This window comes from Nitrospirota bacterium, assembly GCA_030684575.1.
GTDB lineage: Bacteria > Nitrospirota > Nitrospiria > Nitrospirales > Nitrospiraceae > Palsa-1315.
In genome coordinates, this window is sequence record JAUXVD010000008.1 from 214,847 (window position 1) to 235,427 (window position 20,581).

Genomic DNA, 20,581 nt, shown 5'->3' on the forward strand with positions numbered 1-20,581 from the left:
TACATCCGATGAACCACATTCACTGCAGCAGACCAGGTCAATGCAGGGAGAGTCTTGTGGAAAACGGGCTACTCGACAGGTCATGGTCTCGCCTCCTTCTGTTCTCAGATAGATGGGGAGTGTGAACAGCAGTATGCCTGGAAGGCCGAGAGAGGTCTGGTCACAATTGCACAGTTTTGAAAATCGATACCGAAGCCACGTAGGACCGAATCCCGATATGCCGGTGGAGGGCTGGTGAGCATGTTGTGTCGTTGTGCCAGCAGGAATTATGCAGAATGCGGATGTGCGTAATAGTGCCAAAAGATGAGGTCGAGGATGATGAAGGCTAAGACAACGCTGAGGATGCCGGATAGGGTAAGATTCAACCACGGCTGCACCATCAGGAGCGGGAGCAGGCTTTCCAGGACCTGGTCGAGACCAGGAGCATGGCCCCCCGAGGCCAGTCCAAGCCGTCGCTTGATGAAGCTCGTCAGACTATCACCCAGCAACGCCCCCAGAGAAAACACGAGCCCCGTTGTCGAATCGAGACCTTCGATCCATGCGCAGGCGATCGTGATCGGGATCGAAAAGAGGAAGCCGCGCCAGGTTTTTGAGGGCCCCAAGAGGGGGCGTCCATCTAGAAACCGCAACCCGCAATCCAATGGAGAGGCAAAGCGGTTTCTCAACAGCCGTTGCCCGATGATGGGCGCCAGATTCGCCACGATGATTAAGATCAGCAACTTGAGGTATATCAGTTCCAGGTGAAGCCTCCCATGAAGTCGTGAGTCGCAGTTACTGCGTGAGACGCGTGATCATTCCCGTCGTTGCATTCACGGCGATGCGTTCGCCGTCTTTCAGGAGGTGCGTAACGCCGAGGACATTGGCGATGGCGGGGAGGCCGTATTCGCGGGCGATGATCGCTCCATGGGACAATGTACCGCCCATCTCCACGATGAGCCCGGCTGCAAGCCCCATGAGCGGCGCGATGCCGGGATCAATCACCGATGCCACCAGGATATCTCCCCGTTTCACGTTCTTGAGATCGTCGGGCGTCCGCACCAGACAGACGGGTCCTTCGACGTAGCCGGCGCTGATAGGGAGACCTCGGAGCGAACCTACCGCGCTGACGATGTCGTCGAGCACTCGTTCATCGTCTCCGATGACTGTGTCCAACACCTGTTGCGCGGCATGACCCTCCCGCTCCTTGCGGCGCCTGTCCACCAGGCCCTTCCAGTCGTTCATTGAGCCGGATGTGGCCTCCGTGATTTCATCGAGCCTCAGGAAGAAAATATCGTTGCGTGAGTGTAAGCGGTCGCGTGCCGCCAATGTCCCGCCGACGCTCGTTGCAACCAGTCGAGCGGTGGCAATGAACTGCATGAGGGCATGCCGATTGGCTTCTCGTAATTCCAGATAACGACAGAGCCGTCGGTGCCACCAGCGCCACACCGCCCATTCATGCCAGCGCCAGCCGAATCCGCTACGGAGTCGACGCAGCGCCTCCTGTCTGGCGGACTCTTGCTCACGGCGAATCTCGCAGGCAGGTCTGGCCGGCGGGGTCAGCAGATGTCCCCTGATGACTCCAAGGACGTATTCAGGGATCTCCGCAAAGCGCGGCGACATGATGTCGGATTCGCCGACTGCCCGATGTCCGTATTCCGATAGGTAGGCCTCGAAGGATCGAAGAAATTGCGTGCCGGCCAGTGCGGCGCGGAACGGCTCGGGTGTCCACGGTTCTGCAAGTAGAAAGTCCCGAACCACCGGCTCGCGTCCGGCTGCCTCGGCCAGCTCCGTTAAGAGGAGAATTTGTTTGGCGCTGATGATGGTCCCAACTCCTTGCAACGTCTGGTTCAGGAGCGACCGCCATGTCGCCCCCAGCCGCCGTTCGAGGAGCAGTTTCATCACATAGAACCCCTGAGACACTCCGCTGAAGATCGCGAAGGTCAGATCTCCATTCGTGCGAAGGTGCCGACCCAACTCTTCTTCCCATGCCGATAGCTCGACCTCCGTGAGCTCTCGTAGTGGTTCGTCCTTGCACCGTGCTCCTAGCTGTCGCATTTCCTGGAACCACTTGGGCGCTCGCCTGGCTGCACGCCGGATCTTCCATTCCATGAGGATGGCGACTCTCCACCAAGGAAGCCGTGTCACCGCGCGCGGGGCTGGAGATGTTCCACCACCCATCTGTTCGGCAAGCAGGGCGGGGTCGCCCCCCAGTTGCGCCATGACAGACTGGAACAGGGTTACGTTGATGAACGGACGGCCCCTGATCACCCGGACTGACGAACATCCCTGCGGGATGCAGCATCCCAACTCGCGGTAGCAGCGCACGATGTGGGTCTCCATAAACCCATGCAGGAGCGAGAGGCCGAGGGGACTCGGTAATTCCGGCAGGGTTTCCTTGAAGTTTGCTCGGGACCAGACGATCGGCGTGGAGTCCTGCCACTCGCTTCGTGCCGGGATCGGCCTGGCCTGCAAGAGCCAGAGCCCTTGCGTATCGTCCGCCCATTCGATATCCACGGGTGTCCCGACCGCTCCCTCCACTTTTTTCACCAGCCTCGCCAATGCGAGAACTTCACGCTCCTCTAGTACGGATCTTCTCTGATCCCGTTCGGGTACAGGCTGATCCGTCAGACCCCACGGCATGGCGAGCCTGACCTTCGTCTTTTCGGCAATGTCTTGCTGGGTTAGTATCAGGGAAGCCGGATCTTTCCCGATCTCCACGACGTACTGATCCGGCCTAGTCAGGCCGCTCACCAGTGGTTCGGCCAGCCCGAACACGGCATTGATCATGATCTGGTCGGTCCGGCCGGAGAGGGGATGTCTGGAGTAGGCGACTCCGGCCGTGCGAGGAGAGAGGAGCGGCTGCAGGATGACTGCCATGGCGGGAGCGGGACGCGGTTTCGGCAGACGTTCCCGATAGGTAAAAGCAAAGGCTGTCCATTGCGAAGCCCAACAGCTGAGGATCGCCGCGGCGATCGAGTGGCGTGGCACTCCCAAGACCGTACGATAGATACCCGCACAAGTTGCGTCCGTCGCGTCTTCATCGGAGGCGGAGGATCGCACCGCCCAGAGTATGCCGCCTGTCGATCTGTCTTCTCTCGCGAACTCGTGCTCCAGCCTGGAAAGTTGTGCCTCAATCGTGTCGAGCATGGACCGAGGCAGGACCAGTGCCGAGATCGTTCTTCGGCAATGCTTCAGCAATGGCTCGCGTTGCACCCCCGGCACGAGTCCGATGCGATTCCAGCGCTCCAATGAGTTCAGCCCCCCCGCTTGCAACGTGTCACGATAGGCCTGCGTCGTCACGCAGAGGCCGGGAGGAACCCGGAATCCCTGTGCGATCAGCCGGGCGAGCCCCGCGGCTTTTCCGCCGACGAGCGCCGGATCGGTGCATGACTCCAAGGGGAGGATCAGCGGTGAAGACGGCACAGATTGTGTGATGGCCAGCCTCGCTTCATCAGTGGAACGTACAGACAGGACGCTGACATCGCCCGCACGATTTCACCCGTGCAGGGCATGTCGTGGTTAGCCCGCTGCGACGGAAGAGGGTGAATCGGTCAGGAACGCGCCTTCTTTCCGTTGTACGGTGGGATGCAGCCACTCCGGCACATACCGCTCGACATCAGAAGCCCAGGCCGTCGCGTCTTCCTCGATGGAGGTAAACAGATCGCCCAGCGTGGCGACCATGTCGTGCGTCAGTGCGAGATATTCCTGTCCGCGATCCCGGAGGGCTTCCGGCGAACTCACCCCGGTCGCGAACATCCGTTCCAGGGTGCGGCATCCGAAGCCGTGGTGCGCTTCTTCCTGTTGCAACAGCATGCGTCGTAGGCGCTCGAAGGGCGCGTTGCGTTTCGCCAGTCCCTCTTCGATGCGTTCGAGGATTGCCTGACCCAGCCCTTCAAGAATGATTTGTTCCGCCATCAGGGTTTCGGCAAGGTCTCCCCGTCCGATGGCCTCTTCAATCAACGTCCGATACCGCTCCATCGGCGGCAGCAAGGGGCCGGTGCCCAAGTGGCGTGGGGCCAGCCAGGCGATAGCCCCTTGAAAGACGAACGCATGATAGGACTCTTGCCGGGACTGATTGAGGAGGAATCGGCGCATGCCAGGGTCCGGCACGAGCTGAGCCTGCGCCTTGGCACAGTCGCTGGCGAGATATTCTCCATCTCGAAGGAATTGGAGAAGACGGGCGGTCGGCGCTTTCTGGTCAGGATGAATAAACATGTCGATTTCCTCCAAGTCGCGAAGATCCAGGTTGGACCGGACAGTCGTGTGTTTGTGAGTTTCAGGATAACGTCTGACAGCTAGTGAGAGTCTGCCAGCAAGACAGAACCTGGTCTGGTCAAAACTGCTCAGCTTGGACGAATAGACAGGGCCGCAGGGCGGCCCCCTCAGTAGTACCTGAGAGACGCGTACCGGCATGCCGATGTGAGAAGGAAGAGGACTCCATATTATGAGCAGTAGTGAACAGACAATATGGGAGGTGATTGATAATTTAGAGCAGGGCTGATTACAGCGCCTAATGAGACTAGGTTCATCACATTCTGAATGGGAGGTCACACGTGAGCACCATACTACTCGTCATTCTGATCCTGCTCCTTATCGGCGTCTTGCCGACCTGGCCTCACAGCGCGAATTGGGGATACGGACCCAGCGGTGGACTCAGCTTGGTCCTCGTGGTGCTGCTCATCCTGTTGCTGACGGGTCGGCTGTAACGGCTACAGTGCCATTGTAATAGGGCGTGAAGGGAGCTCACGAGAGCAGAGGGAGAACTCGTATGATCCGAATTCCACACATGCTGATGGTGTTGGCTGTCTTCAGTTTGGTCACCATCGGTTGTCAATCGAATCCCCAGACCACAGGGCACTACATCGATGATGCGGGCATCACGACGGCGGTGAAGGCGCATCTGGCCACAGACGGCCCGCTCAAGACGATGACACAGATCAGCGTCAAGACCGTCGAGAACATCGTCTATCTCACCGGCGTAGCGGCAACTCCGCACGATAAGAATCGAGCGGAGGAGATCGCGCGTCAAGTGGAGGGGGTGCAATCGGTGGTGAATAACATCACCGTTCAGCCGTAGCGTTCGTCAGCGTTCAGTTCCGACTACTCACGTCAGCATTCTTCGGGGCGCATCGCCGGGCTAGTCTTTCCGAGAACGACTGGGTGCTCGCTGTCATGCTGAATGGCCTTACCTCGGAGATGAACGAGGACTGGCACGAGTTGTTCTACGCACAATCAAGCCAGTTTGAGCTGCTGCCGCATTATTCCTGAATTGAAGGTGCCTGCCCGCGCAGATCGTCTTCCCCGAATCAAAACAACATCCGCTGCTCGCTCCGCGCGTTGCCGAAAACGGCGAGTGAGGCGAGGTCCTATCGTATCATTGCCCTGACGATGTAGCGGGAGCCCGCGTCAGTTGCTTCATGCATACGTTCTACATTGCCCTCCTCAACATCGTCCTTCACGACTACGCTCCCTGTGATTATCGGTGGCTTCGTTCAGTGCAGGCGCAATTGTGAATGCCTTGAATAATATTTTTCAGACCTGATCAGTATTGACCAGCCTGGAATTGATCTACAGGTCAGACTCTAATCAGAGTTGAAGTAATTACAGCAAGCGGTACTGGCTGCGCTGGTGCGGTGAAAGGTTCTGATTCGTTGTTTACAGGTTCTAACCGATTCAAGGAGGTGTTCCCATGAGACAGATCAAGAAGATTGGCGCATTCGCGGGTGGGTGCATGGTGGTGCTGGCATTGGTGGCCTGCTCGTCGGCGACGAGCGCACCGAAGATCGACGCGAGCGTGAAGCATTTACAAAAAGAGAATGCGTTTTATGACCGGAACGTCAACGCAGCCTATAACCATGCGCGCGCCGCCGAGGTCGCAGGGGGGCAGGGCAATAACGGCCTGCTCGTGCACCATGCACAAATCGCCTTGGGACAGGCGCACGAGGCCCAGCGGACGGGCAGCAATACGCCTCTGGATGAGGCCGTCATGTCGCTCAGGAAATCGGTGGAAGAAGGCCAGAAAAATAACACGCAGGATGCGATGGAGTCTGCGAAAGATGCTCGCGAGAAGCTCTCGCATGCGGCCGACGTGCGCATCGTCGAAAGCGCCAATAAGGTCTCCTAGGCGGCTGTACGCGGAGAGGTGGCAGGCGGAAAGCTGGATCGGCAAGCAGTCCGGAAACCCTGGACTAGTGTCTGTCCACTGCTCCGCCGGCCTGTGGAAGTCGTGAATTCATATGACCCAATCAAGGAGGATGCAGCATGAACGCCGATCAACTCAAAGGAAAATGGATGCAGTTCAAAGGCGAACTGAAACAGCAGTACGGCAAGTTCACCGATGACGACCTGACGCAGATCGAAGGCAACTACGATACGTTCGTCGGTAAAGTGCAGGAGCGGTATGGCGACAAGAAGGACGAACTCATGAAGTGGGCGGACCAATGGCACCAGAAGCCGACGCCGGACGCCACGAAGATCAAGACGCATTAAGGGGAAGTCATCAAGACAAGAGCCCCAGATCACTGGGCAATTTCACATTTCATTTAGGGAGAAGATGATGAACACACGCTATGTATTGACACTTTGCACGGTCCTGGTTGTCGGTGGGGTATTCATCACCGGAGCGGTCACCGCTGCGGACAAGTCCACGGAGAAGACTCCGATCAATGATACGTGGATTACGGCGAAGACGAAGATCGCACTGGCGGCCGATGGCCGGGTCAAGGGGCGGCAGATCGATGTCGAGACCACGCAAGGCGTCGTGATGCTCCGCGGTAAAGTCGATTCGGAATCGGCCAAGCAGGCGGCGGGGGACGTCACCAAAATGCTCGATGGCGTCAAGACGGTGAAGAACGACCTCGAGGTGGTGGCCCCGTCCAAGCAGGCAGCAGTCGAGGAGAAGGACGAGGCTGTCACCGCACGGGTGAAGGAACACTTCGCGAAGGACGCCCATCTGAAGAAAGCCGAGATTGCGGTGCAGACGAATGCAGGCGTGGTCTCGTTGACCGGCGAAGTCAAGGACCTCATGACCAGTGCCAATGCATCCTGGACTGCGTGGTTCGTGTCGGGCGTGAAGTCCGTGAAGAATGATCTCACAGTGAAAGAGAAGGCCTAAGGCATTGTGAAATGCCCGACCTGTGTCGTTCGAAACGACCGAATCAGTGCTATCGGATACATCACCATTTCGTGCAAGGAGGTTTCGTCATGAACAAGCTCATCGGGTTGTTTGTATGTGTAATGGCCATCGGTGTCGGCGCGGCATCCCTTTCATTCGCAGCTGATGACATGGCGGTGCACAGCAGCCAGACAATCAGCGGGGATCTGCTGAAAATCGACGGGGAATTTTACGTGGTGAAGGAAATGTCCGGCAAGGAAATCCGCCTGCATGTCGACAAGACTACGACCACGGATGGCTCCATCAATGTCGGCGAAAAAATCGAGGTCCAGGCCACGGAAAAGAACCACGCCGTGTCTATTCGACATGTACAGCCTAAAAAGTAGGTCGAAGGTAGAAATTTAAGCGTAGAGAGTGGGCCGGTCTGTAGGACTGGCCCACTGGACTCAAGAAGGGTTGGCCTGCTCGTCATGAGAGGGGGCCAACAGCGGGAGGATTGTCTTATGCGCACCATGACGTTGAAGGGGCTTGTGGGGGCATTGGTTCTGGCAGGCGTCGGGCTCGTGACGACTGCCTGTAACACGTCCAAAGCCACGGTGGATACGTTCGCCAAGTTTACCTCGAGCACGAGTCCTGGGGAGATGTTCGATGCCGATGGTTACGTCAAGCAAAGCCAAAAGGCGCGTCTGTTTACCGCGGTCGCGTTCGAGAACCTCGAACAGGACATTGCACGCGGGAATGGAGAATATCTCGCATCGTTGGGCGTGTTGCTGAATATTTCAGCCGCAGATCAGGAGGAGTTTCGAACGCGCGCTCAGAGCGCATATCCCCGCCTCTTCGCGTCCGATGGGCGGACAGCGGAAAGCCTATTGGCTATGCTGACTCGCCAAAGAGAGGACGGTCGAACAGACCGACCATAAAAGGGCTACGTGTCCCTGCCCGTACGTTCATCTTTATTTCTAAGCTCAAGGAGGCCGCTATGTTGTTATTCAAAATGTTCATCGTGGGTGGATTGATCGTCATAGGCGCATTGTCTGCGGAGGCTGCGGACATGGAGCTGCAGCTCGTCGATAAGAACTGTTGGATCGAGGTGTTCGATGACACGAAGTACGATGCCGATGACCCGCATGTCAAATTGCAGGGTCCCAAAGAGTACGCCTCTTTGAAAAATCTGAGCGGCAGGGATTGGGCAAACGATATTCAGAGTGTCATTGTGGGATCGAGCGCCTCGGTGCTTGCCTATAAAGATAAGGATTTCAGGGGTGCAGAGATCGCCTTCGCGCCGGGGCAGCGCATTCCGGACCTGTCCAATCTGGATATGTCGAACGACATTGAATCGATGAAGATTACCTGCGCGAAGTAGCCGTCCGTCGGAGCAGGCTCGGGATGAGCACTGCCGGTGCTCATCCCGAGCCTGTCCTGCTGATCAACCTGGCCGGCAGGGTGGCCGGGTCCCTGGCCGTGCCGTCTTGTGTTGCGTCTTCGATCGGTCAGGTTCCTGGCATACAGCTCTCTCTCATGCCAGGCTCGGCGGGCGAGCTGCGCCGGTATTCCCAGGATCAACGGTCCAAGGGGAGCCGGGGAGCGATGCAGCCACTGCATACTCCAGTTTCTCGCCAGCGCTCGATCTTCTGATTCGCATTGAACGTCGACAGACATATTGGCCTTGAGACCGTCGACTCCAACCGACCGCGGCCTTACGTCGGAAGCCCCGAAGCGAGGCATCCGCCTCCTCCACCCTGATTGCGAATTGGTTCGCAAGACCTCACCTGGACGAAAGAGGCCTCACCGATGAAGGTACGCGGCAAGATCAATCTCAGTAGCTTGCTCCATCTGAGAGCGAGCTTTCCTGAAAACGATTTGGCAGAAAAATACGCCGGCGGCGAGCCTCCGCTGCGTTCGGAGCTCTTCAGCGCCGATCAAATGGAGCAGCACGGCAAGATTCTGGCTGGTCAGCACCAGGTAAGTCCGGGACAGGCTCCGGACCAGTTGCTGGGCAGGCTGGCTGAGAATGAAGACGTGCTGATCGGCGTGCGCGATCTGTTGGCCGAAGCGGTCAAGGCGAACCGCCGGATTACGCCGGCGGGGGAATGGCTGCTCGATAATTTCTATCTCATCGAAGAGCAGATTCGCACGGCGAAGAGACACTTGCCCAGGGGATACAGCCGTGAGCTGCCGCGCTTACTGGATGGCTCATCGGTCGGACTTCCACGCGTGTATGCCATCGCGCTTGAAACGATCTCGCATGGCGACGGACGAGTCGATCCGGGTAGCCTCAGTCGTTTCGTGGCCGCCTACCAGACGATGACCAGCCTCACCTTAGGCGAATTATGGGCCATCCCGATCATGCTCCGCCTGGCCCTGATCGAGAATCTCCGGCGCGCGGCCACGCGTATCGCCGCGCATAGGATCGACCGCAATCGCGCCGACTACTGGGCGGATCAAATGATGGAGATCGCCGAACAGGATCCCAAAAATCTGATTCTGGTGACGGCGGACATGGCGCGGTCGAGCCCGCCAATGGCGAGTGCGTTTGTCGCGGAGTTCGCGCGGCGGTTGCAGGGACAGAGCCCCGCATTGGCATTGCCCCTCACCTGGATCGAGCAGCAGCTCTCCGAGTCCGGTCTGACGATTGAACAGTCGGTGCAATCGGAAAACCAACAGCAGGCCGTCGATCAGGTCTCCATCAGCAACAGCATCGGCAGTCTCCGGTTTCTGGGCGCGATGGACTGGCGCAGGTTCGTCGAGACGATGAGCGTGGTCGAGCAGACGCTGCGAGAGGATCCCGCCGCCGCCTACGGCAAGATGGATTTTGCGACCCGCGATCGGTACCGCCATGTGGTCGAGAAAATGGCGAGGAGCAGCCGGCTCTCTGAACCTGAAGTGGCGCGCCACGCGATCCTTCTTGCGCAACAGCGCGCGAGCGGGCAGGGCGGCGACAGTCGAGAAACCCATGTTGGATTCTACCTGATCGACAAGGGGGTGCCAGAGCTCGAACGAATGGCAGAGGTGCGCCTCTCCACCTGTGAGGCGCTTCAGCATGCGAGCAGCCGGTGTCCGTTGCTCCTGTATGTCGGCACGATTGCGTTGATGACGGGGGGCTTCACCGGCGGCTTGCTGGCGCTGGCGGATGCCGAGGAGATGGCGTGGTGGTTACTCGCGTTGGTCGGTCTCCTGTCCCTGCTCGGTACCAGTCAATTGGCGGTGGCGCTGGCGAACTGGCTGACGACAAGGCTAGTGACACCACATGCGCTGCCGCGACTGGATCTCACCGGCGGCATCCCCCAGGAGTTGCGCACGCTGGTCGTGGTTCCGACGATGCTGAGCAGTCTTGAACATATCGATGCGCTGGCCGAAGCGCTCGAAGTCCGGTTTCTGGCCAATCGAGACGAACACCTCTATTTCGGTCTGTTGACCGATTTTCGAGACGCGTATGAGGAAACATGTCCGGAAGATGAGCCCCTGTTGCGGCTGGCCCGGAAGAGAGTCGACGCGCTGAATGAAAAGTACCGGGAGGTGACGCGCGATGCGTTTTTTCTGTTTCATCGCCCCCGCCGGTGGAATCCCGGGGAGCGGATCTGGATGGGATATGAGCGGAAGCGAGGTAAGCTTGCCGACTTAAACCAACTGCTTCGCGGTGGCTCACGGGATCGCTTCTCACTGATCGTCGGTGAGACGGCCGTGCTGTCGAACGTGCAATACGTCATCACCCTCGATACGGATACACAACTACCGCGCGATGCGGCGCGGCAGTTTGTGGGCGCGATGGCGCATCCGCTGAATCGTGCGCGATACGACGAACAGCAGCAGCGGGTCTGCGAAGGGTACGGGATTCTGCAGCCACGCGTCGCCGTGAGCCTCCCGGGCACGAGCCGGTCGTACTATGCACAACTCCACGGGAGTGAGCCGGGTATCGATCCCTATACACGCGCCGTCTCCGATGTCTACCAGGACCTGTTCGGCGAAGGCTCGTTCATCGGCAAGGGGATCTATGAGGTCGACGCGTTCGAACGCGCCCTCGCAGACCGCTATCCCGAGAACCGGATCCTCAGCCACGATCTGCTGGAAGGGTGCTACGCGCGATCTGGGCTGTTGAGCGATGTGCATTTATACGAGGAGAATCCCCCTTGCTACCGCGTGGATATGAGCCGCCGGCACCGCTGGATCCGTGGAGATTGGCAACTTGCGGGGTGGCTCCTGCCGCGCGTTCCCGGCCCCGGAGGGCGGCGTCAGAAGAATCCGCTCTCCGGACTGTCTCGATGGAAGCTCTTCGATAACCTCCGGCGAAGTCTCGTCCCGTCGGCATTGACCCTCCTGTTGCTGCTCGGCTGGACGGTCGTATCTCCGTTCTGGTTGTGGACCCTGTCGGTGATCGGCATCGTCCTGATTCCTCCTCTACTCGCCACGATTCTCGATCTGTTTCAGAAGCCGGAGGATCTGTTGCCGGAGCAGCATGCCGCCACCGCGCTCCGCACGGCCGGCCGCCACGTCCTTCAGACGGTCTTGACGATCGCGTTCCTTCCCTACGAGGCGTTCGTCAGTGTGGATGCGATTGTGCGCACGGTCTTGCGAATGGCGGTCACGCAGACACGACTGCTGGAATGGAGCCCGTCAAGTCACCCGGATCTCGATCGCCGCACAGACCTCGTCGCCTACTGTCGGACGATGTGGTTCGGACCCGTTCTTGCCATGGCCGCAGTGCTGTACCTGGCGCTGTCGGAGCCGGGCGTCTTCGGTGTCGCGATGCCCATCTTGATTCTCTGGTTCACCTCCCCTGCGATCGCGTGGTTCATCAGCCAACCGATCGTTCGGCGCGATGCAAATCTGACGGCCGACCAGACGATCTTTCTCCGGACGCTCTCCCGTAAGACCTGGGCCTTCTTCGAGAAGTTCGTCGGAGCAGGCGATCATTGGCTGCCGCCTGACAATTTTCAAGAACATCCCGTGGCCGTCGTCGCGCATCGCACGTCGCCGACCAACATGGGTCTCGCGCTGCTCGCGAATTTGTCCGCATACGACTTCGGCTACCTGTCGGGCGGACAACTCATCGAACGCACATCGAATGCGCTCCACACGATGAAAGCGTTGGAGCGGCATCGGGGACACTTTTACAACTGGTACGACACGCAATCGCTGAAACCGTTGCTGCCGACCTATGTGTCGACGGTGGACAGCGGAAACCTTGCAGGCCATCTGCTGACACTTCGGCCGGGTCTGCTCGCACTCCCCGATCAGAAAATTCTAGGGTCGCGATTCTTTGACGGGCTCACCGACACATTCAGGATTCTCGAGGATGCTGTAGGGGAAGCCTCGTCCGGTCCACTTGCTCAATTCCAGCAGCAGCTGGCGGTTGCCTCCGAGTCCAGGCCAACCACGCTTACGGCGGCACGGTTCTGCCTCGACCGGCTGGCGACGACCGCCGAGGAGATACGCTCGAACGTGAAGGCGACCCCCGAGAGTCAGGTGGCCTGGTGGGCGCACGCACTCGCTCGGCAATGCCAAGCCGCTCTCGCGGATCTCACGTTCCTCGCTCCATGGGCCTTGCTGCCGGCCTCACCGAACAGGATCAGCGAATATGGCGACCTCGACGAAATCCCCACATTGCGAGAATTGGCACGCCTTGACGAGGACTGTCTACCGGCCATCGAACAGCGGATGGGCCTGGAGCCGACGCCTGAGGGGAATGCATGGGTCGAGCGGCTGCAGGCGTTCATGGCGAAGGCGAGCCAGCGCGCGCGAGAACGAATCGCGGCGATCGAATCCCTGGCACGGCAAGCCGGTCTCTTCGCGAATGTGGAGTACGATTTCCTGTTCGACGAGGGTTGTCAGTTGCTCGCGATCGGCTACAACGTCGGCGAGCGCAGGCGGGATTCGAGTTATTACGATCTGCTGGCGTCGGAAGCGAGACTGTGCTGTTTCGTGGCGATTGCACAGGGACAACTGCCGCAAGAAAGCTGGTTTGCGCTCGGGCGTCTCCTCACGACCACCGGCGGAGGGCCGGTATTGATCTCGTGGAGCGGGTCGATGTTCGAGTACCTCATGCCGCTGTTGGTGATGCCGACCTACGAGAACACCCTGCTCGACCAGACCTGCAAGGCGGCGGTGGAGAGACAGATCGAGTATGGCAAGCAGCGCAACGTCCCCTGGGGCATTTCGGAATCCGGTTACAACATGACCGATGTGCATCTCAACTACCAATACCGCGCGTTCGGCGTGCCCGGGCTGGGACTCAAACGTGGGTTGGCCGACGATGTCGTGATTGCACCCTATGCCTCGGCGCTTGCGCTGATGGTGGCGCCCGAAGAGGCCTGCCTGAATTTGCAGCGGCTCGCGATGGAAGGCGTTGAAGGACCATTCGGGATGTATGAAGCGATCGACTATACGCCATCCCGGCTCCCGCGCGGGCAAGCGAGTGCCCTGGTTCGATCGTACATGGCCCATCACGAAGGCATGAGCTTGTTATCCTTGGCCTACCTGCTCCTGGACCGTCCGATGCAGAAGCGATTCGAGTCGGATCCGTTGTTCCAGGCGACCACGCTGTTGCTGCACGAGCGGATCCCAAAGGTCACGGCCTGGTATGCGCCGACGGTCGAGCTGTCCGACGTCCAGACGGCGGCCAGTGGATGGGAGACGCCGGTGCGCCGATTCAGCAGTCCACATACGCCGATTCCGGAAGTCCACTTATTGTCGAATGGTCGTTATCACGTGATGATCACGAATGCGGGTGGCGGCTATAGCCGTTGGAGGGACCTCGCCGTGACACGCTGGCGAGAAGATAGTACCTGCGACAACTGGGGGACGTTCTGTTACATCCGCGACGTGACGAGCGGGGAGTTCTGGTCCACGGCCTATCAGCCGACATTGACGCCACCGAAGTCCTACGAAGTCATCTTTTCCGAGGGACGGGCTGAGTTTCGCCGGCGTGACCACGATGTCGAGACGTATACCGAAATCGTGGTGTCTCCGGAAGACGACATCGAATTACGTCGCACCCGCATCACCAACGGCTCAAGGGTCCGCCGGACGATTGAGATTACGAGTTACGCAGAAGTCGTGCTCGCCTCACCTGCGGCAGACGCCCTGCATCCGGCGTTCAGCAATCTCTTTGTGCAGACCGAGATCGTTCGCGAACAGCAAGCGATTCTCTGTACGCGCAGGCCCCGCTCCGTCGACGAACATTCGCCATGGATGTGTCACCTTATGGCCGTGCATGGCGCAGACGTCGGCACGATGTCCTACGAGACGGACCGCCTCCAGTTCATCGGCCGCGGCCACACCACCGCCGATCCACAAGCCCTGGGCGGACTCGGCGCGCGAGCAGAGGCGGCGGCGCTCTCCGGCAGCGAGGGCTCCGTGCTCGATCCGATTGTCGCCATCCGGTGCCGGGTGACGCTCGATCCTGAAGAGTCGGCCACGATCGATCTCGTGACCGGCATCGGCGACACCCGCGACATCTGTCTGGGCTTGGCCGAGAAATACCACGATCGGCGGCTGGCCGACCGTGTTTTCGATCTGGCCTGGACCCATAATCAGGTGGTCATGCGGCAGCTGAATGCCACCGAGGCCGATGCGCAACTCTATGGTTGCCTGGCCAACTCGATCCTCTACGCCAATTCCTCTCTGCGGGCCGACTCGAATGATCTGATTAAAAACCGCCGCGGGCAATCCGGGCTCTGGGGCTACGCGATTTCAGGCGATTTGCCGATCGTGCTGTTGCAGATCGGCAATCCGACAAATATCGATCTGGTGCGACAGCTTGTACAGGCCCATGCCTATTGGCGCTCGAAGGGGGTAGCCGTGGACCTGGTGATCTGGAATGAAGACCGCACTGGGTACCGGCAAGTCTTGCATGAACAGATTCTTGGGCTGATCGCCTCGGGTCTCGAAGCACAGGTGATGGATCGACCCGGCGGCATCTTCGTCCGTCCGATCGACCAGATCTCGAACGAGGACCGCATTCTGCTGCAATCGGTCGCCCGCGTCATTCTCACCGACAATCGGGGATCGCTCGCGGACCAGATCGCCCGTCGCGTCCATCCGGACGTCACGGTGCCGCGCCTGATACCAACCAGAACCCGCCGAACCGAGCCCGTGCCATCCGCTGCGCTGCCACGCCACGATCTCTTGTTCTTCAACGGGCTGGGAGGGTTCACGCCCGATGGCCGCGAGTATGTCGTCACGACCGCGCACGGACATGTGACCCCGGCGCCATGGGTGAACGTGCTGGCGAATCCGCATTTCGGCACCGTCATCTCGGAAAGCGGCCAGGCCTATACGTGGTATGAGAACGCCCACGAATTCCGCCTCACTCCCTGGCACAACGACCCGGTGAGCGATGCGAGCGGAGAAGCGTTCTACCTCCGTGACGAAGAGCGGGGTCACTTCTGGTCCCCCACGCCGCTGCCCAGCCGCGGGGCGACCCCGTACGTCAGCCGGCATGGTTTCGGGTATAGCGTCTTCGAGCATACGGAGCGCGGAATCCGTTCGGAGTTATGGGTATACGTGGCCCTGGATGCACCGATCAAGTTCACGGTCTTAAAAGTAAGGAACGAGTCAGGCCGGGCGCGCAAACTCTCCGCGACGGGTTATATGGAATGGGTGCTGGGAGATTTGCGGCCAAAATCGGCGATGCACGTCGTGACTGAGTTGGACGCGAAGAGCGGCGCGATCTTCGCGAGGAATCCCTATCACCCTGAGTTCGGCGGGAAGATGGCGTTCTTTGACGTGCAGGAGACGGCTCGAACCATCAGTGGAGACCGGACTGAGTTTATCGGGCGCAACGGTTCGCTGCGCAATCCGGCGGCGATGGCGTCGTCCGGGCTCTCGGGCAACGTGGGGGCCGGCCTCGATCCCTGCGCCGCGATCCACGTTCCCTTCGAACTGGCCGACGGACAAGAGCGTGAGATCATCTTTATGTGTGGCGTCGGGCAAGACGCGGAGGACGCAGGAAATCTGATCCATCGCTTCCGGGGATCTGCGGCTGCGCGGGGCGCCCTCGAAGCGGTGTGGCAATATTGGACGCACGCGCTCGGTGCTGTGCAGGTGGAGACCCCAGACCAATCACTGAACGTGCTGACCAACGGCTGGCTGATGTACCAAACGCTCGCCTGCCGTCTATGGGCACGGAGCGGATACTATCAATCGGGGGGCGCCTTCGGGTTCCGCGATCAATTGCAAGATTCCATGGCGCTCATCCACACCGAGCCGCATCTTGTGCGCGAGCATCTTCTGCTGTGCGCCGCCAGGCAATTTCAGGAAGGCGATGTCCAGCATTGGTGGCATCCCCCTACTGGCCGAGGCGTGCGTACACGCTGTTCGGACGATTACCTCTGGCTACCGCTGGCAGCATGCCGATACGTGCTGAGCACAGGGGATAGCGGGGTCTTGGATGAGCCCATCCACTTCGTCGAAGGCCGTCCGGTCAATCAGGAGGAGGATTCGTATTACGATCTGCCTGGCCGATCTGAACAGACGGCCAGTTTGTACGAGCATTGCGTGCGAGCCATTCTCAACGGCCTCACACGGGGGGCGCATGGCCTCCCGCTCATCGGATCCGGTGACTGGAACGACGGCATGGACATGGTCGGCAAACAGGGCAAAGGCGAGAGTATTTGGTTGGGATTCTTCCTGTACGACGTGCTCATGCAGTTCACCAAGGTGGCACGTCTGCGTGGCGACCTCTCCTTTGCGCAACGTTGCCAGGAGGAGGCGCATGACCTGCGCCAGCATCTCGAACAGCATGGCTGGGACGGAGCATGGTATCGCCGTGCCTACTTTGACGATGGCTCGCCTCTCGGGTCGGCGAGCAACCCTGAATGCCAGATCGATTCGATTGCGCAAAGCTGGTCGGTTCTCTCCGGGGCGGGGGATGCGACGCGCTCGCACATGGCGATGGAGTCGATGGATCGGCGCCTCGTTCGCCGTGACTCTGCGCTGATCCAACTGTTGGATCCGCCGTTCGACAAGTCGACGTTGAATCCCGGCTACATCAAAGGGTACGTCCCGGGGGTGAGAGAAAATGGCGGGCAATATACCCATGCGGCGATCTGGGCGGCGATGGCGTTCGCCGCGCTGGGAGACGGACGACGCGCGTGGGAACTGTTGTCCATGATCAACCCGATCAACCATGCGAGATCTTCGGAGGAGACCGCGATCTACAAAGTCGAGCCCTACGTGGTCGCCGCCGACGTCTATGCGGTCTCGCCACATACCGGCCGCGGAGGATGGACCTGGTACACGGGTTCGGCCGGCTGGATGTACCGGCTCATCGTCGAATCACTTCTCGGGGTGAGGCTGGACGTAGACAAGTTATACGTGACTCCCTGTCTCTCTTCGGGTTGGAAGGAGTTCAGGTTGCACTACCGATACCGGGACACGCATTACCATATCACCGTCTCGCACGTCATAGCCGAGACCGGTATGACGAGCGTGACGGTCGATGGCGTCAAGCAATTCGATCGGGCGATTCTTCTTGTGGACGACCGGCAGGACCATTCGGTTGAGGTCACAATCCAGGCCGCGCAGTGAACGGAGAAGGATAGGCCGCAGTTCATGACAGGCTTCCTCGCCGTCACTCTCAGCGAGAAGGAGGCGGCGCCATGCCGACTTGCGGAAGCGCCCCCATGCCTCATATGCCAACATCGCTGAAAGAATGACGTCTCCAATCCCATTCGAGTCGCACAATCGATCTGCGCGCCACGCTGCCATCGGATTTATGCACCTGATCTGAGCAGTATTGACCAGACCGCTGCCGGTCTTCTCGCCATACTCATTTTGCATGGAGAAGATCATGAAAGGCGGGACCAGATTAAGAGAACCGCTCAAGGGGAGGGAGACCGTATGAACGCGGAGCAACTCAAAGAGAAATGGATGCAGTTCAAAGGCGAACTGACACAGCAGTATGGCAAGTTTGCCGATGACAACGTGGACCAGATCGAAGGCAATGTCGACACGCTCATCGGTACAGTTCAGGAGCGGTGTGGCGAGAACAATGATGCGTTCATAAAAGGGGCGGACCGATGGCAACAACAGCCTGGGCCACAACGCTGGGGGAGCAGCCCCACTGAATGGATGCGATTCACGAGAGATTAACGAACGACCTCACGATGAAAGAGAGGGGCTGAACGATGGGAAGCAATACAGTGATGCCACTGAACCAACCCGCCACCTCATGGCGTCCGGCTGCTCCAGCGCTGTGCCTGGCTCTCGTCCAGGCAGGCCGTCGAAAAAACATTGACCAGCCGCTGCCCGGATCACCGGGCATGCCGGCGAACGGAACAGGGCGGCCACGTTGATGTGGCGGCTATCGCATTGTGAGCCGCCGTGAAAACCACCCGAGCATGACGCGACTACCGCGGCGACGGGTGATCGACACAATAGAAATGGGGCATTCCCCGAAAGGAGAGCATCGTGAAAACTACCACCTCGACAGCAGTACAACCTGACAATGCCGCGACGCGTGCGTCCCGAAAGGAAGAAATCGTGAAAGAAGCCATCGGTCTGACCGATGTGAAGACGCTTCGGGCTCGGGCACGGCAGGGGATCGAGGACGGGGCCATGACCGCGGGCTACAAGGCCAAAGCGGAGACCGTGATCAAGTTGCTGAACGAAGCTCTCGCCACGGAAATTGTCTGCGTCCTTCGCTACAAGCGTCATTATTTCATGGCCAGCGGGATCAATTCTCTCAGCGTGAAGGCCGAGTTTCTCCAGCATGTTATTGAGGAACAGGCCCATGCCGATCTATTGGCCGAACGCATCGTGCAACTCGGGGGTGAGCCGGACTTATCTCCTGAACGGCTGCTGAGCCGGAGCCACTCGGAATATGTCGAAGGGGACTCCTTGATAGAGATGATCACGGAAGACCTGATTGCCGAACGGATTGCGATCGACAGCTATCGGGAATTGGTTACCTATGTCGGCACGGATGATCCCACGACCCGTAAGGTGTTGGAGCAGATCCTCGCTCAAGAAGAAGAACATGCCGAGGACCTGTCCAGTCTCTTGAAGGACCTCGGTTCTGAAGCTCAACCTCATCGCCCGGGTCGCTAATCGGGCGGGAAAGAAGGTGCACCATGGGAAAGGCATTTATTCTCTGGCTGTTGGGAGTGCCGTTCACCTTGCTCGTCGTCCTCTGGGTATTCGGTGTCCTTCGATGATCTGGCATGTGAAGGGTTTCCCTCTCGCAGCGCCGCAGAGCGGAGGAGGCGCGCGATGATTGTCGAGATCGCCGTATGTGTGGGGACGGGGGCGTTCGTCGTGCTGGTCTACGCGCTGGTCCCGCTCTTGAGACAGCTCCGGAGGCCGATGGCGGAATCAGAGCATCTGCTGGTCCATATGAACGCCGAGCTGCCATTGTTGCTCAGGGAGATGCGGGCGACGACAGAGCATCTGAACGCGCTCATCGCGCAGGCGCAGGGAGGGGTCGAGCATGCGGCGGGCTTGCTGCATGCGGTTGGTGCGTTGGGCGATACCGTGCAGCGGGTTCATGCGATGGCGGGGGGTACGAGCCGGGCACTTCTCGTCAACCTGGCCAGCATGGTGGCCGGGTTGAAGGCGACGGCAGGGGCCGTCACGTCACACATTCACGGAGAAGGAGGGACGTACAATGGCACACGATAGAGGCTGCTCATTGGGATTCGTGGGGTTGGCATTTGTGGGCGGAGGGTTGCTGGGCGCTGCGATGGCGCTGTTGCTGGCGCCGCAGTCCGGTCGTGAGTCACGGGATCAGTTGCGAGGCTATGCGCGGCGAGCGGAAGAGAACCTCCATGAGTTTGCCGATACCGCCACCCAGGTTGTGGCGCAGGCGGTGGACAGAGGACGCGAGTTCGTTCAGGAGAACAAGTCGGTCCTGACCGAGGCGGTGGCAGTCGGGCGTGCGGCGATGTCACGGGAGCGTGAGCGGCTGTCTGGCGAAAAGAACGCGTGACGGCAGAATGTCGAGACGCAGCTGCGAGCCGATGGGTTGAACGCAGAGAAAAAGGAGATGCACGATGAATATGATACTGACCGTCCTCTTGATTCTGTTGCTCGTTGGCGCATTGCCCACCTGGCCGCATAGCGCCGGGTGGGGCTATTACCCGAGTGGCGGGGTGGGCATAATTTTGCTGGTCCTGCTCATCGTGGTCCTGACCAGTCGGCGTGGCCGGACGGTGCGCTGAGAGATCTGTAGCAATTGCGCGCACGGCGCCCTGTCTCATGTACGGGGGCTGGCCTCGCAGGGAAGAAGCCGCCCGTCATGTTCGCAGGCGAAAGGATAGGACTATGAAAACAACAACGATTCTCGGCATCGCGCTCATTATGCTCGGCATCGTCGCGTTCACCTACCAAGGCATTACCTACACCACCCGTGAAAAAGTGATTGACCTCGGCCCACTCCAAGCCACGGTCGACAAGAACGAAACCATTCCGCTGACGCCTCTCGTCGGGGGGCTGGCGCTCGTCGGCGGGATCATCTTGCTCATCGGTGGAGCCAAGAGAGGCTCATGACGT

18 protein-coding genes are annotated in these 20,581 nt (G+C 59.5%); 15 read left to right on the forward strand and 3 right to left on the reverse strand.

Annotation, left to right across the window (positions count from 1 at the left end; translation table 11 throughout):
* Positions 1-266 precede the first annotated feature (266 nt).
* The 3 genes from Q8N00_04165 to Q8N00_04175 all read right to left on the reverse strand — a co-directional run bounded on the left by Q8N00_04165 (position 267) and on the right by Q8N00_04175 (position 4,194).
* The gene (locus tag Q8N00_04165; protein MDP2381977.1) at positions 267-719 is read right to left on the reverse strand and encodes a CDP-archaeol synthase; all 453 of its coding nucleotides are present in this window, start codon (positions 717-719) and stop codon (positions 267-269) included.
* Positions 720-771: 52 nt separating this feature from the next.
* Positions 772-3,375 carry a PEP/pyruvate-binding domain-containing protein gene (locus tag Q8N00_04170; protein MDP2381978.1) on the reverse strand — a complete coding sequence of 868 codons (2,604 nt, stop codon included), beginning with the start codon at positions 3,373-3,375 and terminating at the stop codon, positions 772-774.
* A 123-nt stretch (positions 3,376-3,498) separates the two neighbouring features.
* Entirely contained in the window at positions 3,499-4,194 is a 696-nt protein-coding gene (locus Q8N00_04175) for a hypothetical protein (protein ID MDP2381979.1), read from the reverse strand.
* Between the two features lie 338 nt (positions 4,195-4,532).
* Between Q8N00_04175 and Q8N00_04180 the strand changes: the two genes are divergently transcribed.
* The 15 genes from Q8N00_04180 to Q8N00_04250 all read left to right on the forward strand — a co-directional run bounded on the left by Q8N00_04180 (position 4,533) and on the right by Q8N00_04250 (position 20,578).
* Complete coding sequence (locus Q8N00_04180; protein ID MDP2381980.1) at positions 4,533-4,685, forward strand: DUF3309 family protein; 153 nt, start codon at positions 4,533-4,535, stop codon at positions 4,683-4,685.
* Positions 4,686-4,747: 62 nt separating this feature from the next.
* Entirely contained in the window at positions 4,748-5,056 is a 309-nt protein-coding gene (locus Q8N00_04185; GenBank protein MDP2381981.1) for a BON domain-containing protein, read from the forward strand.
* A gap of 612 nt (positions 5,057-5,668) precedes the next feature.
* The gene (gene smbP / locus Q8N00_04190) at positions 5,669-6,103 is read left to right on the forward strand and encodes a small metal-binding protein SmbP (GenBank protein ID MDP2381982.1); all 435 of its coding nucleotides are present in this window, start codon (positions 5,669-5,671) and stop codon (positions 6,101-6,103) included.
* 137 nt (positions 6,104-6,240) lie between these two features.
* On the forward strand, positions 6,241-6,468 hold the full coding sequence (locus Q8N00_04195; GenBank protein MDP2381983.1) for a CsbD family protein: 228 nt from the start codon (positions 6,241-6,243) through the stop codon (positions 6,466-6,468).
* Positions 6,469-6,532: 64 nt separating this feature from the next.
* The gene (locus Q8N00_04200) at positions 6,533-7,093 is read left to right on the forward strand and encodes a BON domain-containing protein (GenBank protein MDP2381984.1); all 561 of its coding nucleotides are present in this window, start codon (positions 6,533-6,535) and stop codon (positions 7,091-7,093) included.
* An 89-nt stretch (positions 7,094-7,182) separates the two neighbouring features.
* A complete protein-coding gene (locus tag Q8N00_04205) occupies positions 7,183-7,479 on the forward strand; it encodes a hypothetical protein (protein MDP2381985.1) in 297 nt (98 codons plus the stop codon).
* Positions 7,480-7,596: 117 nt separating this feature from the next.
* Positions 7,597-8,013 carry a DUF3015 family protein gene (locus tag Q8N00_04210; protein MDP2381986.1) on the forward strand — a complete coding sequence of 139 codons (417 nt, stop codon included), beginning with the start codon at positions 7,597-7,599 and terminating at the stop codon, positions 8,011-8,013.
* Between the two features lie 59 nt (positions 8,014-8,072).
* Positions 8,073-8,456, forward strand: a complete 384-nt coding sequence (locus Q8N00_04215; protein ID MDP2381987.1) for a beta/gamma crystallin domain-containing protein — start codon at positions 8,073-8,075, stop codon at positions 8,454-8,456.
* 428 nt (positions 8,457-8,884) lie between these two features.
* Positions 8,885-17,620 carry a glucoamylase family protein gene (locus Q8N00_04220; GenBank protein MDP2381988.1) on the forward strand — a complete coding sequence of 2,912 codons (8,736 nt, stop codon included), beginning with the start codon at positions 8,885-8,887 and terminating at the stop codon, positions 17,618-17,620.
* 312 nt (positions 17,621-17,932) lie between these two features.
* Complete coding sequence (locus Q8N00_04225) at positions 17,933-18,184, forward strand: CsbD family protein (GenBank protein ID MDP2381989.1); 252 nt, start codon at positions 17,933-17,935, stop codon at positions 18,182-18,184.
* Positions 18,185-18,574: 390 nt separating this feature from the next.
* Positions 18,575-19,141: a ferritin-like domain-containing protein gene (locus Q8N00_04230; protein ID MDP2381990.1), complete on the forward strand. Its 567-nt coding sequence runs from the start codon at positions 18,575-18,577 to the stop codon at positions 19,139-19,141.
* 162 nt (positions 19,142-19,303) lie between these two features.
* The gene (locus Q8N00_04235) at positions 19,304-19,711 is read left to right on the forward strand and encodes a DUF948 domain-containing protein (GenBank protein ID MDP2381991.1); all 408 of its coding nucleotides are present in this window, start codon (positions 19,304-19,306) and stop codon (positions 19,709-19,711) included.
* Positions 19,698-20,018: a YtxH domain-containing protein gene (locus tag Q8N00_04240; GenBank protein MDP2381992.1), complete on the forward strand. Its 321-nt coding sequence runs from the start codon at positions 19,698-19,700 to the stop codon at positions 20,016-20,018. The genes Q8N00_04235 and Q8N00_04240 overlap by 14 nt, the downstream gene beginning before the upstream one ends.
* A 64-nt stretch (positions 20,019-20,082) precedes the next feature.
* A complete protein-coding gene (locus tag Q8N00_04245) occupies positions 20,083-20,250 on the forward strand; it encodes a DUF3309 domain-containing protein (GenBank protein ID MDP2381993.1) in 168 nt (55 codons plus the stop codon).
* Between the two features lie 103 nt (positions 20,251-20,353).
* Positions 20,354-20,578, forward strand: coding sequence for a DUF3185 domain-containing protein (locus tag Q8N00_04250; protein ID MDP2381994.1), 225 nt, complete (start codon positions 20,354-20,356; stop codon positions 20,576-20,578).
* Positions 20,579-20,581 lie beyond the last annotated feature (3 nt).

Coding starts and splice junctions, on each gene's coding strand:
- Q8N00_04175 (MDP2381979.1), bottom strand. CDS start 4,194: ATGTTTATTCATCCTGACCAGAAAGCGCCGACCGCCCGTCTTCTCCAA.
- Q8N00_04185 (MDP2381981.1), top strand. CDS start 4,748: ATGATCCGAATTCCACACATGCTGATGGTGTTGGCTGTCTTCAGTTTG.
- smbP (MDP2381982.1), top strand. CDS start 5,669: ATGAGACAGATCAAGAAGATTGGCGCATTCGCGGGTGGGTGCATGGTG.
- Q8N00_04195 (MDP2381983.1), top strand. CDS start 6,241: ATGAACGCCGATCAACTCAAAGGAAAATGGATGCAGTTCAAAGGCGAA.
- Q8N00_04200 (MDP2381984.1), top strand. CDS start 6,533: ATGATGAACACACGCTATGTATTGACACTTTGCACGGTCCTGGTTGTC.
- Q8N00_04205 (MDP2381985.1), top strand. CDS start 7,183: ATGAACAAGCTCATCGGGTTGTTTGTATGTGTAATGGCCATCGGTGTC.
- Q8N00_04210 (MDP2381986.1), top strand. CDS start 7,597: ATGCGCACCATGACGTTGAAGGGGCTTGTGGGGGCATTGGTTCTGGCA.
- Q8N00_04215 (MDP2381987.1), top strand. CDS start 8,073: ATGTTGTTATTCAAAATGTTCATCGTGGGTGGATTGATCGTCATAGGC.
- Q8N00_04220 (MDP2381988.1), top strand. CDS start 8,885: ATGAAGGTACGCGGCAAGATCAATCTCAGTAGCTTGCTCCATCTGAGA.
- Q8N00_04225 (MDP2381989.1), top strand. CDS start 17,933: ATGAACGCGGAGCAACTCAAAGAGAAATGGATGCAGTTCAAAGGCGAA.
- Q8N00_04235 (MDP2381991.1), top strand. CDS start 19,304: ATGATTGTCGAGATCGCCGTATGTGTGGGGACGGGGGCGTTCGTCGTG.
- Q8N00_04240 (MDP2381992.1), top strand. CDS start 19,698: ATGGCACACGATAGAGGCTGCTCATTGGGATTCGTGGGGTTGGCATTT.
- Q8N00_04245 (MDP2381993.1), top strand. CDS start 20,083: ATGAATATGATACTGACCGTCCTCTTGATTCTGTTGCTCGTTGGCGCA.
- Q8N00_04250 (MDP2381994.1), top strand. CDS start 20,354: ATGAAAACAACAACGATTCTCGGCATCGCGCTCATTATGCTCGGCATC.